The organism is Amycolatopsis sp. cg5, assembly GCF_041346955.1.
Lineage (GTDB): Bacteria > Actinomycetota > Actinomycetes > Mycobacteriales > Pseudonocardiaceae > Amycolatopsis.
Genome location: NZ_CP166849.1, coordinates 6378142 through 6392668 on the forward strand (window position 1 = coordinate 6378142; position 14527 = coordinate 6392668).

The following is a 14527-nucleotide window of genomic DNA, read 5'->3' on the forward strand; positions in this document are numbered from 1 at the left end:
GTGAAACGACCTGCTCAGTCGCCGCCCGCGTTTTTCTCGCCGTCGTTCGGCTCGGCCGAACCTGCCATCGCCTGGCGAAGGTCCGAGATCTCCTTCTCGAAGTCCTCGACGGAGGAGAAGGAGCGGTAGACGCTGGCGAACCGGAGGTACGCGACCCCGTCCAGTTCGCGGAGCGGGCCGAGGATGGCGAGGCCGACCTCATGGCTCGGGATCTCCGCGAGCCCGGCGGAACGGATCGATTCCTCCACCCGCTGTGCCAGCTGCTGCAGCGCGTCGTCGTCGACCGGCCTGCCCTGGCAGGCACGGCGCACGCCGCGGACGACCTTGTCCCTGCTGAACTGCTCGGTGACGCCGGACCGCTTGACGACGGCGAGCACCATCGTCTCCGACGTGGTGAACCGCCGTCCGCATTCGGCGCAGGAGCGCCGACGCCGGATGGCCTGTCCCTCGTCCACCTCACGTGAGTCGACGACCCGGGAGTCCGCATGACGGCAGAACGGGCACCTCATCCGCCGATCACCTTCCCCTCCATGCCGGTCGTCGCCGGAAGCACCGGGAACACCCACATTGTGTCCGGTGGGGACCGCGCGCCGCGCACCGACCCCTGGGGATGGTTCTGTGGATATCCGGTGGGTGAACACCGACGAGCTGTGGACAACTGCTGCCGATTCTACCCCAACTTGTGGACCAACTACAGCCGTGTAACTACTAGATATAGCGGTGCACAGTAGATCGGGGCCGGACGGCGCGCAACTGCCACGATCGGGCGACACGGGGTGTGCCGCGCTCGGCGCGGAGGGTGCGCGAGAGGTCACGGCCGGGCGGGCACGACACCTTGCGCGACGGGGACCGTCAGCGGAAGGCCGGGCACGATCGCGGCGCCTTGCAGGTCGTTCAGCTCCTTGATGCGGTCGACGACCGCGCCGGTCTCACTGCCTGGCGCGAACCGGGCGGCGATGTCCGACAGCGTCTCGCCCGGCGCGACCGACACCGTGACGGTCTGCTCGGGCACCGCGGACGGCGAAACACCGTTGGCAAGTACACCCAAACCGGTTACCCCGAGCCCGGCGGCGACGGCCAGCGCGACCAGCCATGGCCACCGCACCGCGATCCGGCGCGGCGCGCACGGGGCGACCGCACCCGCCTTGCGGCCCGCGACGACCCTGGCGCGCGTCGGTGGACGGCGCGTCTCGCCGAGTTTGCGCGTCCGGCGCCGCGGCGGCGCGATCCGTTCCGGCACCGCGACCGGCCTGCGCGCCACGGAGCGGACTAACCCTTCACCCACGAGAATCGACATCTCGGAACCTCCTCGCAGTCCCACTGCCCGGCGTCGTGGCTGGTGTGCCACCATGATCGAACACTCGTTCTATCGAACGCCTGGGCGAATGTCTATCACCTACCCCCGACAAAATCGAGCACGGCACGGCGTGTCGCTCGAACAGATGTTTGATATCTTTTACCGCGCGGGCTAACGTCGTCGACAGGACATCCGCGGCTCGGGCTCTCGCCTGCGGCCGCGTGCGAAACCGCCGGTCAGCACTGACTCGGCGGCGTCCGGCGACAGCCGGCGATGATCATTCTGGGAGGCGACGCAGTGACAGACGACAGGAAGGCCGGGGCGGTGGAGAAGCAAGCGGGCAAGGTGCACTCCCTGCCCGAGGTCTACGACGTCGACGACACCTTGACCGTTCGGCAGCAGCAGGTGCTGGAAGTGATCAGGGCCTGGGTCAGCCGCTTCGGATACCCGCCGAGCGTGCGCGAGATCGGCGAGGCCGTCGGCCTGACCTCGACGTCGTCGGTGTCGCACCAGCTACGCGCGTTGCAGCGCAAGGGTTACCTGCGCCGCGACGCGAACCGCCCGCGCGCGGTCGGCGTGCTGGCGCAGCACGACGACAACCCGATGGGCATCGAGCAGCCCGAAGAGATCCAGCCGGGCCCGAAGCCCGCGTACGTGCCGCTGGTCGGCCGGATCGCGGCCGGTGGCCCGGTGCTGGCCGAGCAGGCCATCGAGGACGTCTTCCCGCTGCCGCGCGAGATCGTCGGCGAGGGTGAGCTGTTCCTGCTGAGCGTCACCGGCGACTCGATGATCGACGCGGCCATCACCGATGGCGACTGGGTCGTGGTCCGGCAGCAGCCGACGGCGGACAACGGCGAGATCGTGGCGGCGATGATCGACGGCGAGGCCACGGTCAAGACGTTCAAGCGCAAGGACGGCCACATCTGGCTCATGCCGCACAACGAGGCCTACGAGCCCATCCCCGGCGACAACGCCACCATCCTCGGCAAGGTGGTCGCGGTCCTGCGCAGGCTCTAGCCGCCGGGGGCGTTGGCCGGAAAGCCAGAAGCGAAGCTTACGAAACCCGAGTTTGGGCCATCCAGTGGCCCAAACTCGGGTTTCGCTTGCATACAGCCACTCCAAGTACCGGTCGGCCGGAAGTGGCCGGACCTAGCGTCGGCGGCGGCGGAGTTTGCTTACGCCGAAGACGCCGCCGGCGGCGACGGCCAAGGCGATGGCGATCGCGGGAACCATTGGCACGCCAGAAGATTCCGGCGAGCCGGAAGCCGAGGACGACGACTCCCCCGCGGACGAAGAAGCCGAAGGCGGAGTCACCAACCCGGCCGCTCCGGCGACGGCGCGAATAGGTTCGCCGACGCCTTCGCTCCCCGACAGCAAGGTCCCGTCAGGCTCGAAGGCGATCGCTTCGCCCTGCTTCTCGTTCGGCAACGGCACCCGCACCGGCTGTCGTTTCAAGGCCGCGACGACATCTCCGTCCGGCGCCGAGTACAGATACGCGTCGGTGTAGGTGCGCACCGCGATCACCGTGCCGTCCACAGTGGACGCGGCGCCGGTGACCAGCACGGACCCGAAGGATCCCACCGGGCTTCCCGGCGTGTCGGTCGCCTGGATCTTCAGCGACCCGACCTTCTCCAGCGGCGTCGGCCCAGGACTCTGTAACTCCCCGGAAGGCCGGTAGATCTTCGCCTCACCGAGAACGTCCTTGGTGATCAGGTAAGGCACGCCCTTCTTGTCCAGCAGCAAAGCCTCGGTGTCGTGCTGACCGTCCGGGTAGCTCAGCCGGTAGAGCGTGCTCTTGCCTGCGGGCGTCACGGCGTGCAAAGCGACGGTTTCGCGGGCTTTCTTGTTGTCGCCGGTGTCGGACAGCCACAGGGTGCCGTCGGACGCGCGGGCGAGGTCCTCGACGTCGAAGGGGTCGGTCGGGTTGCTGATCACTTTCTTGACCGCGCAGTCCCGGCCGAGCACGAAGACCTGGATCTTGGTGCCGCCGTCGTTGATGGCGTACCACTGCTTACCGTCCGAGACGAGACCCGACAGCTCGTTGAGCCGTGAGTCCTTGACCGTGCAGACGGTCTCGGGCGCCGGTACATCGGCGGCGAGCGCCGGGGCGGCTGTGAGCAGCAGTAATCCGGCGCAGACCGGAATCCTCAGTACCTTCATCGTGAGACCAAGGTACCGAGGATCCGGTGCGTGCCGCTGTCAGGCCGGTGAGCCGTCTGTCACGAACTGCTGCAACGCGGCGGCGAGTTCGGGGCGGACCCTGGCGCGCAGCCTGGTGCCGTCGGGCAGGTGTTCCTCTTCGAGGATCTCGCCGTCGGCGTGGGCCTTCGAGACGAGTTCGCCCCGCGAATACGGGATGACCACCTCGACGACGACCTCGGGCCGGGGCAGCCGGTCCGTGATCGTCTCGACCAGTTCGCGCACCCCGGTGCCGGTGCGCGCGGAGATCTGGATCGAGCCCGGCATGACGTGACGGAGCCTGGCGAGCGCGAGCTCGTCGGCGGCGTCGGTCTTGTTGATCACCAGCAGTTCCGGCGGGAGCGGGTCGGAGCGGCGGCGGGTGATCTCGTTGAGCACCTCGCGTACCGCGTTGACCTGGTCCTCCGGTGCCGGGTCGGACCCGTCGACGACGTGGACGAGCAGGTCCGCGTTGGCGGCCTCCTCGAGCGTCGACCGGAACGCGTCGACCAGCTGGTGCGGCAGGTGCCGCACGAAACCGACGGTGTCGGTCAGCGTGTACGTGCGGCCGTCGGCCGTCGCCGCGCGGCGGGTCGTCGGATCCAGGGTGGCGAACAGCGAGTCCTCCACCAGCACACCCGCGCCGGTCAGCGCGTTGAGCAGGCTGGACTTGCCCGCGTTGGTGTAGCCGACGATGGCGACGCTGGGCACCTCGTTGGCGACGCGGCGCCCGCGCTTGGTCTCGCGGATGGTGTCCATCGCGGCGATCTCGCGCCGCAGCTTCGACACCCGCTTGTTGATGCGCCTGCGGTCGGTCTCCAGCTTCGTCTCACCGGGACCACGCAGGCCCACCCCACCGTTGCCGCCACTGCCCTGGCGGGACAGCGCCGCGCCCCAGCCGCGCAGACGCGGGATGAGGTACTGCAGCTGGGCCAGTTCGACCTGGGCCTTGCCTTCCTTCGACCGCGCGTGCTGGGCGAAGATGTCCAGGATCAGGGCGGTCCGGTCGATCACCTTGACCTTGACCTTCTCCTCCAGCTGACGCAGCTGGCTCGGGGAGAGCTCACCGTCGCAGATCACCGTGTCGGCGCCGGTCGCCACCACGATGTCCCTGAGTTCGCGTACCTTGCCCGACCCGATGTAGGTCGCCGGGTCAGGGCGCATGCGGCGCTGCACGAGGCCCTCCAGCACCTCGGAGCCCGCGGTTTCGGCCAGGCGCGCCAGTTCGGCGAGCGAAGCCTCTGATTGGGCGGGGGTCCCCTCGGTCCACACACCGACCAGCACGACGCGCTCCAGGCGCAGTTGCCGGTACTCGACCTCGGTGACATCCGCGAGTTCGGTGGACAACCCCGCGACGCGGCGGAGCGAGGCGCGATCCTCGAGCTCCAGTTCGCCGATGGAGGGGTCACCGCCCGGCATGTCCGTGTTGGTCAACTCATCGTGTGTCAGTTCTGTCATCGTCCTTCAATTGTCCCACGATTCGCCGTGGGTGCCGAATCCATTTACTTGGCCGGGTAAGTCGCGATGTAGATGGCCACGGGTTCCGCGTCCGGGTCCACCGGCCGCTCACGGAACTCCTCGGCCAGCTCCATCATCCGCCTCATCAGCTCTTCCTGCTGGGCTTTTCCGAGCCGGAGCACGCCTGCCGTCTGGTCGACGTCCGCGATGTCGAGCTCGGCGATCTCGGCCAGATAGGCCTCGAGCATCGCCTCGCCGACTTGACTCTGACCGGCGTTGGACAGGTCACGGAAAAGCCCGGTCGACAGGTACGGGATCTCTTTGGCGCCACGGGCGCCCTTGCGCGGCGGCTGCGGTTCGAGGAAGCCGGTGTCGACGAGCTTGCGCACGTGATGCAGCGTGGTGGCGGGGTCTTTGCCGAGCCGGTCGGCGAGTTCCTTGTTGGTCAAGGCGTCCGAAAGGGTCAACCGGATGATGCGCAGCCGTATTCCGGATGCCAGCGCGTTCGCCTCCGCCGCCGTCGACGGCCGCCGTTGCCTCACCATGGGCCGAGCATAGCCTCCAGTGATTGACAGTTTCCAATCACTCAGCCAGGCTGAACGCATGTCTTTGCTCCGCCACGCCGACTTCCGCAGGCTGTGGGCCGGCGACACGCTCAGCCAGTTCGGCCAGAAGATCGGCGAGACGGCGATCCCGCTGCTGGCGGCCACCGTGCTCGCCGCGACGCCGTTCCAGATGGGGGTGCTGACCGCCGCCGAGACGGCCGCGTTCCTGGTCATCGGCCTGCCCGCGGGCGTGTGGGTGGACCGGTGGCGCCGCCGCCCGATCATGCTGCGCGCCGACTTCGTGCGCGCGGCGCTGCTGATCTCGGTGCCGATCGCCTGGTGGACCGGGGTGCTCACGCTCGGCCAGCTGGTCGTGGTCGCGTTGCTCACCGGGGTCTGCACGGTCTTCTTCGATCTTGCCTACCAGTCGTATCTGCCCTCGCTCGTCGGCCGGGAGCATCTGCTCGAAGGCAACTCGAAGCTGCAGTCCAGCCTGTCGGTGGCGCAGGTCGCCGGACCGGGTTTGGGCGGCACGCTCGTCCAGCTCGCCGGCGCGGCGAACGCGGTGCTCACCACGGGGATCGGCTTCCTCTGCTCGGCGCTGTGCCTGGTGCGCATCAAGACCGCGGAACCCGAGCCGGTGCGGCACGAGAACGAGAAGCTGTGGCCCCGGATCGCCGAAGGACTGCGGTTCGTCTTCGGCAATCCCCTGCTGCGCCCGATCACCTGCGCGACCGGCACGGCCAACCTCGGCAACCTGATGCTCGGCGCGGTGACCGTGCTGTTCCTGACCCGCGAGGTCGGGCTTTCGGCCGCCGCGGTCGGCGGGCTGCTGGCGGTCTCCGGGGTCGGCTCCGTCGCGGGCGCGCTCACCGCGCGCTGGTGCATCGCCCGGATCGGGCAGGTGCGCTCGATCTGGATCGTCTCGCTGGTGAGCCTGCCAGGCCAGCTGCTGCTGCCGCTCGCCGCGCCGGGCTGGCGGATCGGGCTCGCGGCGTTCGGCCTGCTGCTGTTCGGGTACGGCGTGGTCGTCTACAACGTCGCGCAGCTCAGCTTCCGCCAGGCGATCTGCCCCGACGGGATGCTGGGCCGGATGAACGCCAGCATCCGGTTCCTCGTCTACGGGATCCAGCCGATCGGCGGGCTGCTGGGTGGGGTGCTCGGCGAGCTGATCGGCGTGCGCGGCGCGCTGATCGCCGGTGCCGCCGTGCAGGCGTCGGCGGTGCTTTGGCTGCTCGTCTCGCCTATTCGAAAACTGCGTGACGTTCCGGAGCTTGTTAAGCCAAGCTGACGATCATGGCTTTACTTCGGCACGCGGACTTTCGCAGGCTCTGGGCGGGCGACAGCATCAGTCAGGGCGGGCAGTTCATCGGTGTCACGGTGGTCCCGTTGCTCGCGGCGACGGTGCTCGCCGCCACCCCGTTCCAGATGGGCTTGCTGATCGCCGCCGAGCAGGCCGCGTTCCTGGTGCTCGGCCTGCCCGCCGGGGTGTGGATCGACCGGATGCGCCGCAAGCCGGTGATGCTGGCTGCGGACTTCGCCCGCGCCGCGCTGTTCCTCTCGGTACCGGTGGCCTGGTGGCTCGGGGTGCTGACACTCACTCAGCTGATCGTGGTCGCGTTGCTGGCCGGGGCAGCGACCTTGTTCTTCGATGTCGCGTACCAGTCGTACCTGCCGACGTTGATCAGCCGTGACCACTTGATCGAGGGCAATTCCAAGTTGCAGGCGAGCAGCTCGGTGGCACAGGTGGCCGGACCCGGTCTCGGCGGCCTGCTGACCCAGCTGGCGGGCGCGGCCAATGCGGTTTTGGCCACCGGGCTCGGTTTTCTGGGCTCGGCGTGGTGCCTGCTGCGGATCAAGGCCGTCGAACCGCCGCCCGCACCCCACGAGAAGGCCAAGCTGCGCGTCCAGATCACCGAAGGCCTGAGGTTCGTCTTCGGCGAGCGGATCCTGCGCGCGATCACGATCTCGACGGCGACCGGCAGCTTCGGCAACGGGATCTTCTTCGCGGTGCTGATGCTGTTCCTGACCCGCACGCTCGCACTGACCCCCGCCGGGGTCGGCCTCGTGCTGGCCGTCGGCTCGGCGGGCGGCGTGCTCGGCGCGCTCACCGCGGGTTTCCTGAACCGGCGACTGGGCCCGTGCCGCGCGATCTGGCTGGTGACGGCGTGCACGTGGCCGTGCGGCCTGCTCAACGGGCTGGCGACGCCGGGCTGGCGCGTCGCCTTCGTCGTCGCCGGGTACGGGATCTTCTCCTACGGCATCATCGTCTTCAACGTCGCGAACGTCTCGTACCGGCAGACGGTCTGCCCCGACCGGATGCTCGGGCGGATGACCGCGAGCATCCGGTTCGTCGTCTGGGGCGTGTTCCCGCTCGGCGGCCTCGTCGGCGGCGTGCTGGGTGAGCTGCTCGGGATCCGCGGCACCATCATCGTGGGCACCGCGCTCTCAGCCGTGAGCGTGCTCTTCCTGATCTTCTCGCCGCTTCGCAAGATGCGAGACCTGCCAGAGCCGGTTACGCGTTAGCCCACCACTTCTCGTCCAGCTCGCCGCGGGCGACGATCTCGGCGGGGCCGGTCAGCGTCGAAGCGCCCTTCGAGATCGTCACCTGGACGACGCCGCCGGGGATTTCGACGGTCGCCGCGCCGGTGTCGGTGCCCGCGACGTGCAGGTGCGCCGCGACGGCCGCGACCGTGCCGGTGCCGCACGCCCGCGTCTCGCCGACGCCGCGCTCGTGCACGCGCATCTTGAGCACGTCGTCGGCCAGCGGGTTGATGAACTCGAGATTGACGCCCTCGGGGAAGAAGTCCTTGTCGAAGTCCGGCTGGTCACGCAGGTCGAGTGTGTCGACGTCGTCGTCGACCACCGACACCAGGTGCGGGTTGCCGACGTTCACCGCGACGCCGGAGAACGGCCTGCCCGCGACCATGGTCACCGAGGCGCCGATGATCGTCGCCGGTCCCATCTGGACGGTGACCGAGCGGTCCGGGTGCACCTGCACCGGCCGGTCGCCGGCGCGGGTGCCGACGATGAAGTCGCCCGTCACCAGGCCTTCGTCGACCAGGTAGCGCGCGAAGACGCGGACGCCGTTTCCGCACATCTCGGCGATCGAGCCGTCGGCGTTGCGGTAGTCCATGAACCATTCGCCGGCGGAGCTCTCGCCGATGGCCGTCGACCGCACCACGCGCAGGACACCGTCCGCGCCAAGGCCACGCTGCCGGTCACACAGCGCTGCCACCCTGGCTTCGGTCAGGTCCAGGCGGCCGTCGGGGTCGGGCAGCAGCACGAAGTCGTTCTGTGTGCCGTGCCCTTTGAGGAATGCGATGCCGCCCATGGCCGCAAGATTACTTGCCTGCCAATGTCAACACGCTGTCGGCCAGGTGACGATCGGCACCGCCGAACCAGTGGATCCGCTTGTCGCGGCGGAACCAGGACCGTTGCTTGCGGACGAACCTGCGGGTGGCGAGCGCGGTCGCGGCCGCGGCCGCTTCGTAGTCACCGTCCGTGTCCATCGCGGCCAGCACCTGCTGGTAGCCCAGCGCACGCGAGGCCGTCTTGCCCTCGCGCAGGCCGCGCTCGGCGAGCGCGCGGGTCTCGTCGACGAGCCCGGCCGCGAACATCCGCTCGACACGCAGGTCGACGCGCTCGTCGAGCTCGGCGACTTCGCGGTCCACGCCGATCATCAGCGTGTCGTAGCGCGGCGGCCCGGGTGTGGGCAGGTTCGCCGAGAACGGCTCGCCGGTGATCTCGATGACCTCGAGGGCGCGGACGATCCGGCGGATGTTGCCGGGCAGGATCGCCTCGGCCGCGACCGGGTCGGCCTTCGCGAGCCTGGCGTAGAGCGCCGGGGTGCCTGCTTCTTCGGCCTCGGCTTCGAGGCGCGAGCGGATCGCGGGATCGGTGCCGGGGAACTTGAGGTCGTCGAGCACGGCTTGGACGTAGAGCCCGGAACCGCCCGCGAGCACGGGGACGCGTCCGGCGTCGAGCAGCTTCTCGACGCACGCGCGGGCCTCGCGCTGGTACGCGGCGACGGACGCGGTCTCGGTCACGTCGAGCACGTCGAGCTGGTGGTGCTGGACGCCGCGGCGCTCGTCGAGCGTCATCTTGGCGGTGCCGATGTCCATGTCGCGGTAGAGCTGCATGGCGTCGGCGTTGATCACTTCGCCGCCCAGCGCGAGCGCGAGGTCGACGGCGAGATCGGACTTGCCGGTGGCCGTCGGGCCGACCACCGCGATCGGCCGGATCACCCGCGCTCCCAGACGGCGACGTGGTAGCCGACGCCGTGCGGCGCGCCGGTGTAGAGCAGCTCCGCGCGCCAGGACGCGCCGTCGGCGAGCCCGGCGAGCACCTGCCACGGCACGCGGCCGGTCACGCCGAGTTCGGCGCACAATCCGGGATCCAAGGCCTTCAAGGCTTCGACGTCGGCCTTGCCGAGCGCGGCGGCGATGGCCTCGTCGAAGCCGGGCGCGCGCTCGTCCTCGTTGCCGGGTGACCGTGGCCCGTGCCGGTTCGAGCCGTCGCCGAGCACGAGCAGGCCGGCGTCTTCGCTGTCGAGGCTCCTACCGAGGTCGGCGCAGTGGCCGGGGGTGGCGGTGGCGTCCACGACGCGGACTTCGACGGACTCGGCGCCCGCCTGCCCGCGCAACCAGCCGGCGATGAGGGCGGGCAACGGAAGTTCACCCGCCGGAGTGGAAGCCGCGGCGGCCGCCAGCGTGACGCCGACGTCGACGCCATAGCCGCGAAACGTGCCAGCTCCGGCCGCTGACACGGTTTGCTCGACGGGGCCCGCGGCGACGGCCAGCCAGCGTCCGCCCAGCGCACGGACCGCTGACAGGCAGGCTTCGCGCAGTTGAGCGGTCTCGGGGGCGGCACCGGCGGCGAGTTCGGGGACGAGCAACGGCGGCTGCGGCACCATTACCACTTGCGTGATCACGCCGTGCGACGTTACCTCCCCTTCCGGGAGTGGCCACCGCGGACGCTCCGTCACCAGTAGGATCACGTGCTCTAGGTAAAGCGTTCCAGTACCACTGCGGACCGTGAGCTGCTTGAATGCGGCAGAGGTTCGCATACCCGCACTACCCGGCCCCACGCCAGACGTGGGGCGCCCGCCCCGGCGGGCGTACAGGCGATAAGGAGCCTGCGATGGCCCAGGAGAACACGTCCACCGGTACCCCGGCACCGCACCCCGTGCCGCACGCAGTGAGCGGCGGGCACGCCGCTCCCCCGGTACCGCAAGCCGAGACCCATCCGGACCGGTGGGGCAGGGTGGACGAGGAGGGCACCGTCTACGTCACGACCGCCGACGGTGAACGCGCTGTCGGTGTCTGGCAGGCGGGTAGCCCTGACGAAGGACTCATCCACTACGCGCGCCGGTTCGACGACCTGCGCACCGAGGTCGAGCTGCTGGAGACGCGACTCGAGTCCGGCGCGGGCGACCCGAAGCACGCGCTGCAGAGCGCCACGCAGATGCGCGAGGGTCTCGCCGAAGCCGCCGTGGTCGGTGACCTGGCCGCGCTGGGCGCGCGGATCGACCACGTCATCGGGCACGCGGAGAAGGCGCTCGCCAGCGCGAAGGCCGAGCGCGAGGAAGCCCGCTCTGCGGCGATCAGCCGCAAGCAGGTCCTCGCCGAGGAGGCCGAGAAGATCGCGGCCGAGTCGACCCAGTGGAAGTCCGCCGGTGACCGGCTGCGCTCGATCCTCGACGAGTGGAAGGCCGTCAAGGGTGTCGACCGCAAGACCGACGACGAGCTGTGGAAGCGGTTCTCCAAGGCACGCGAGGCGTTCAACCGCCGCCGCGGCTCGCACTTCGCCGAGCTCGACAAGCAGCGCGCGACGGCCAAGCAGCGCAAGGAAGAGCTGATCGCCGAGGCCGAGAAGATCGCCGACTCCGACGACTGGGGCGACACCGCGGGCCGCTACAAGGACCTCATGGGCGAGTGGAAGGCCGCCGGCCGCGCGCCCAAGGACTCCGACGAGGCGCTGTGGCAGCGTTTCCGCGCCGCGCAGGACAAGTTCTTCGCCCGCCGCTCCGCGGTGTTCTCCGAGCGCGACGCCGAGTTCGGCGAGAACGCGTCCAAGAAGGAGGCGCTGCTCGTCGAGGCCGAGAAGATCGACCCCGCCGCCAACCTCGAGGCCGCCAAGAACCACCTGCGGCGCATCCAGGACCAGTGGGACGAGATCGGCAAGGTCCCGCGCGAGCGCATCCGCGAACTCGACGGACGCCTCAAGACCGTCCAGGACAAGATCAAGGACGCCGAAGAGACCAAGTGGCGCCGCACGGACCCCGAAGCCGAGGCCCGCGTCGCGCAGTTCCGCGAGCGCATCGCGCACTTCGAGTCCCAGGCGACCAAGGCACGCGCGGCCGGCAAGGAGCGCGACGCCAAGAAGGCCGACGAGCAGGCCGCGCAGTGGCGCGAATGGCTCGCCGCCGCCGAAGCCGCGGTCGCCGACCGCTAAGTCGCTCTACCCAGGGCTCGTGAGCGTTGCGGGCGGTTCTAACCGCCCGCAACGCTCACGAGCCCTTTTGCGTCACCTGGTCGAGGGTTAGCGATCACTCATGGCGATCTTGAGTGGTCCACTGTGGACCATGAACCACACACTGATTTCACACGCCGGCCGCGCGTTCGCGGCGCTGGCGATCAGCTGCGCTCTGGTGGCCGGGTTCGCCCCGGCCGCGTCGGCGATCGGTTCTCCGGACCAAACCTCGTCGGTCGCCGTCCATGGCAAGAAAAAGAAGGCGAAACTCCAGGCCGAGGCCGAAAAGAAAGAAATCAAGGCAGGCGAAAAGGCCAAGATCAAGGGCCGGATGGACGTCGAAGACGCGGCCAACGCCCGCACGGACGGCCTGGAGAGCGTCGAGCCGATCATCCTGCAGAAGCTCGACATCAGGACCAACACCTGGGTCAACATCGCCGACGGCGGCTGCAAACCCAACGGCAAGTACAAGATCGAGCTGACGTTCACGCTCCGGGCGACGCTGACGTTGCGCGTCTATCACCCGGCGAGTGCCACCATCGATCTCGCCGTCTCCGCCAACATCCTGCTGAAGATCCTCTGAACCGTGGCGGCCGGTCCTGTGCCTGAAGAACTCAGGTGCGGGACCAGGCCGCGCGCATCCACTGGATGCCGAGCAGCATGGTGGCCAGCCAGCCGATGATCATGCCGATGCCGGGCCCGGTGCCGATCGCATTGGCCGCGACCGAGGACTGCTGCGACCAGATCGCCAGAATCCCGTCGACGAACGCGAACCAGCCGCCGACCGCGCAGACCCACGCCATCCACCAGCGGCGCAGGCCCAGCGTCAGCGCGGAGGCGAAGACGCCGACACCGGTCGAAGTCGCGGCGAACAGCTGCGGAATACCGCCACCCTCGCCGGTCAGCACCTGCCAGCCGACGTGGTCGCCGACCCAGGGCAGCAGCTGCCCGATGATCAGCACGAACACCAGCACCGCGATGGTGAACCCGCGCTTGCCGAGGTCGATCGTCCGGGCGGCCTTCGCGACGACACCGTCGACGTCCTTGGCCAGTTCTTCCATGTCGTTCACAGCGAGCACCCACCGGTCGTAGCGGGCAACGGCGCGGGCGCGCCGAAGGAGGGCAGGCCGAGGCCGACGCCGTCGGTCTTGGGCCGGAGCCCGGCCTCGACGTTGTCACCCGCGCGGGTGCGCCGGTGCGAGAGCAGTTCGCCGTCGGCCACCAGGTGGTGCGGCGCGCCGTAGGTCACCACGGTCTCGACGATGTCGCCCGGCCGGACCGAGCGGTCGATCATCGGGCCGGTCGGGGTGAAGTGCACGAGCCTGCCGTCGCGGGCGCGGCCGCTCATGCGCTGGGTCTCAGCGTCCTTGCGGCCTTCGCCGGTCGCGACCAGCAGTTCGACCTTGCGGCCGACGATCTTCTTGTTCTCTTCCCACGCGACGTCGTTGACCAGCTTGACGAGCCGCTCGTAGCGCTCCTGCACGACGGCCTTCGGCAGCTGGTCCGGCATCGTGGCGGCCGGCGTGCCGGGCCGCTGCGAGTACTGGAAGGTGAACGCGCTGGAGAACCGCGCCTGCGCGACGACGTCCATGGTCGCCTGGAAGTCTTCCTCGGTCTCGCCGGGGAAACCGACGATGATGTCGGTGGTGATCGCGGCGTCCGGCATCGACTCGCGCACCCGATCCAGGATGCCGAGGTACTTCGCCGAGCGGTACGACCGCTTCATCTCGCGCAGCAGCCGGTCCGAACCGGACTGCAGCGGCATGTGCAGCTGCGGGCAGACGTTCGGTGTCTCGGCCATCGCGTCGATGACGTCGTCGGTGAACGCGGCGGGGTGCGGCGAGGTGAACCGGACGCGCTCCAGTCCTTCGATCTCCCCGCAGGCACGCAGCAGCTTGCCGAACGCGAGCCGGTCACCGAACTCGACGCCGTAGGAGTTGACGTTCTGCCCGAGCAGCGTCACCTCCAGCACGCCTTCGTCGACCAGCGCACCCACCTCGGCGAGCACGTCACCGGGACGGCGGTCCTTTTCCTTGCCACGCAACGCGGGCACGATGCAGAACGTGCAGGTGTTGTTGCACCCCACCGAAATCGACACCCAGCCCGCGTACGCCGACTCGCGGCGCGCAGGCAGCGTCGACGGGAACGTCTCCAGCGACTCCAGGATCTCGACCTGCGCCTCGTCGTTGTGCCGCGCGCGCTCGAGCAGCGTCGGCAGCGAGCCGAGATTGTGCGTGCCGAACACGACGTCGACCCACGGCGCCCGCTTGACGATCTCGCCGCGGTCCTTCTGCGCGAGGCAGCCGCCGACGGCGATCTGCATGCCCGGCTTCGCGATCTTGTCCGGCCGGATGTGGCCGAGCGTGCCGTACAGCTTGTTGTCGGCGTTCTCCCTGACCGCGCACGTGTTGAACACGATCAGGTCAGGGGTGCCCTCATCCTCGGCGGGGACGTAACCGGCACCCTCGAGCTGGCCCGCGAGCCGCTCCGAGTCGTGCACGTTCATCTGGCAGCCGAAGGTACGGATCTGGTAAGTGCGCGCGCTCATCTCGCGTCCGAGAGTACGCGGTTGACC

The 14527-nt window shown here is 69.3% G+C and carries 15 protein-coding genes; 5 read left to right on the plus strand and 10 right to left on the minus strand.

Annotated elements, in window-relative coordinates; all coding sequences use genetic code 11:
• Positions 1 to 14: 14 nt before the first annotated feature.
• Positions 15 to 509, minus strand: a complete 495-nt coding sequence (nrdR, locus tag AB5J62_RS28360; protein ID WP_370942974.1) for a transcriptional regulator NrdR — start codon at positions 507 to 509, stop codon at positions 15 to 17.
• A gap of 302 nt (positions 510 to 811) precedes the next feature.
• Positions 812 to 1297, minus strand: coding sequence for a LysM peptidoglycan-binding domain-containing protein (locus AB5J62_RS28365; protein ID WP_370942975.1), 486 nt, complete (start codon positions 1295 to 1297; stop codon positions 812 to 814).
• A 345-nt stretch (positions 1298 to 1642) separates the two neighbouring features.
• Between AB5J62_RS28365 and lexA the strand changes: the two genes are divergently transcribed.
• Positions 1643 to 2314, plus strand: a complete 672-nt coding sequence (lexA, locus tag AB5J62_RS28370) for a transcriptional repressor LexA (protein WP_370950363.1) — start codon at positions 1643 to 1645, stop codon at positions 2312 to 2314.
• A 132-nt stretch (positions 2315 to 2446) separates the two neighbouring features.
• Here lexA and AB5J62_RS28375 read toward each other — a convergent pair whose 3' ends face one another.
• From AB5J62_RS28375 to AB5J62_RS28385, 3 genes are read right to left on the minus strand one after another with little or no spacing between them, the layout of a single operon-like run.
• A complete protein-coding gene (locus AB5J62_RS28375; RefSeq protein WP_370942976.1) occupies positions 2447 to 3457 on the minus strand; it encodes a hypothetical protein in 1011 nt (336 codons plus the stop codon).
• Positions 3458 to 3496: 39 nt separating this feature from the next.
• Complete coding sequence (gene hflX / locus AB5J62_RS28380; protein ID WP_370942977.1) at positions 3497 to 4933, minus strand: GTPase HflX; 1437 nt, start codon at positions 4931 to 4933, stop codon at positions 3497 to 3499.
• 44 nt (positions 4934 to 4977) lie between these two features.
• A complete protein-coding gene (locus AB5J62_RS28385) occupies positions 4978 to 5478 on the minus strand; it encodes a helix-turn-helix domain-containing protein (RefSeq protein WP_370942978.1) in 501 nt (166 codons plus the stop codon).
• A gap of 58 nt (positions 5479 to 5536) precedes the next feature.
• Between AB5J62_RS28385 and AB5J62_RS28390 the strand changes: the two genes are divergently transcribed.
• Positions 5537 to 6769 carry an MFS transporter gene (locus tag AB5J62_RS28390; protein WP_370942979.1) on the plus strand — a complete coding sequence of 411 codons (1233 nt, stop codon included), beginning with the start codon at positions 5537 to 5539 and terminating at the stop codon, positions 6767 to 6769.
• Positions 6770 to 6774: 5 nt separating this feature from the next.
• Positions 6775 to 8004, plus strand: coding sequence for an MFS transporter (locus AB5J62_RS28395; protein WP_370942980.1), 1230 nt, complete (start codon positions 6775 to 6777; stop codon positions 8002 to 8004).
• Here the strand turns inward: AB5J62_RS28395 and dapF are convergent.
• From dapF to AB5J62_RS28410, 3 genes are read right to left on the minus strand one after another with little or no spacing between them, the layout of a single operon-like run.
• Positions 7994 to 8812 carry a diaminopimelate epimerase gene (gene dapF, locus AB5J62_RS28400; RefSeq protein ID WP_370942981.1) on the minus strand — a complete coding sequence of 273 codons (819 nt, stop codon included), beginning with the start codon at positions 8810 to 8812 and terminating at the stop codon, positions 7994 to 7996. The two genes, AB5J62_RS28395 and dapF, sit on opposite strands and share 11 nt — an antisense overlap.
• 10 nt (positions 8813 to 8822) lie before the next feature.
• Positions 8823 to 9725, minus strand: coding sequence for a tRNA (adenosine(37)-N6)-dimethylallyltransferase MiaA (gene miaA / locus AB5J62_RS28405; RefSeq protein WP_370942982.1), 903 nt, complete (start codon positions 9723 to 9725; stop codon positions 8823 to 8825).
• Positions 9722 to 10411 (minus strand): class III extradiol dioxygenase subunit B-like domain-containing protein, encoded by a 690-nt coding sequence (locus AB5J62_RS28410; RefSeq protein ID WP_370942983.1) that lies wholly within the window; start codon positions 10409 to 10411, stop codon positions 9722 to 9724. The genes miaA and AB5J62_RS28410 overlap by 4 nt, the downstream gene beginning before the upstream one ends.
• 209 nt (positions 10412 to 10620) lie before the next feature.
• Between AB5J62_RS28410 and AB5J62_RS28415 the strand changes: the two genes are divergently transcribed.
• Complete coding sequence (locus AB5J62_RS28415; protein WP_370942984.1) at positions 10621 to 11934, plus strand: DUF349 domain-containing protein; 1314 nt, start codon at positions 10621 to 10623, stop codon at positions 11932 to 11934.
• Between the two features lie 130 nt (positions 11935 to 12064).
• The gene (locus AB5J62_RS28420) at positions 12065 to 12535 is read left to right on the plus strand and encodes a hypothetical protein (protein WP_370942985.1); all 471 of its coding nucleotides are present in this window, start codon (positions 12065 to 12067) and stop codon (positions 12533 to 12535) included.
• A gap of 31 nt (positions 12536 to 12566) precedes the next feature.
• Here AB5J62_RS28420 and AB5J62_RS28425 read toward each other — a convergent pair whose 3' ends face one another.
• Complete coding sequence (locus AB5J62_RS28425; RefSeq protein WP_370950364.1) at positions 12567 to 13013, minus strand: hypothetical protein; 447 nt, start codon at positions 13011 to 13013, stop codon at positions 12567 to 12569.
• Positions 13014 to 13018: 5 nt separating this feature from the next.
• Entirely contained in the window at positions 13019 to 14500 is a 1482-nt protein-coding gene (gene miaB / locus AB5J62_RS28430; protein WP_370942986.1) for a tRNA (N6-isopentenyl adenosine(37)-C2)-methylthiotransferase MiaB, read from the minus strand.
• Between the last annotated feature and the right edge of the window lie 27 nt (positions 14501 to 14527).

Coding starts and splice junctions, on each gene's coding strand:
- nrdR (WP_370942974.1), bottom strand. CDS start 509: ATGAGGTGCCCGTTCTGCCGTCATGCGGACTCCCGGGTCGTCGACTCA.
- AB5J62_RS28395 (WP_370942980.1), top strand. CDS start 6,775: ATGGCTTTACTTCGGCACGCGGACTTTCGCAGGCTCTGGGCGGGCGAC.
- AB5J62_RS28385 (WP_370942978.1), bottom strand. CDS start 5,478: ATGGTGAGGCAACGGCGGCCGTCGACGGCGGCGGAGGCGAACGCGCTG.
- AB5J62_RS28390 (WP_370942979.1), top strand. CDS start 5,537: ATGTCTTTGCTCCGCCACGCCGACTTCCGCAGGCTGTGGGCCGGCGAC.
- miaB (WP_370942986.1), bottom strand. CDS start 14,500: ATGAGCGCGCGCACTTACCAGATCCGTACCTTCGGCTGCCAGATGAAC.
- hflX (WP_370942977.1), bottom strand. CDS start 4,933: ATGACAGAACTGACACACGATGAGTTGACCAACACGGACATGCCGGGC.
- dapF (WP_370942981.1), bottom strand. CDS start 8,812: ATGGGCGGCATCGCATTCCTCAAAGGGCACGGCACACAGAACGACTTC.
- AB5J62_RS28415 (WP_370942984.1), top strand. CDS start 10,621: ATGGCCCAGGAGAACACGTCCACCGGTACCCCGGCACCGCACCCCGTG.
- AB5J62_RS28365 (WP_370942975.1), bottom strand. CDS start 1,297: ATGTCGATTCTCGTGGGTGAAGGGTTAGTCCGCTCCGTGGCGCGCAGG.
- AB5J62_RS28375 (WP_370942976.1), bottom strand. CDS start 3,457: ATGAAGGTACTGAGGATTCCGGTCTGCGCCGGATTACTGCTGCTCACA.
- AB5J62_RS28420 (WP_370942985.1), top strand. CDS start 12,065: ATGAACCACACACTGATTTCACACGCCGGCCGCGCGTTCGCGGCGCTG.
- AB5J62_RS28425 (WP_370950364.1), bottom strand. CDS start 13,013: ATGGAAGAACTGGCCAAGGACGTCGACGGTGTCGTCGCGAAGGCCGCC.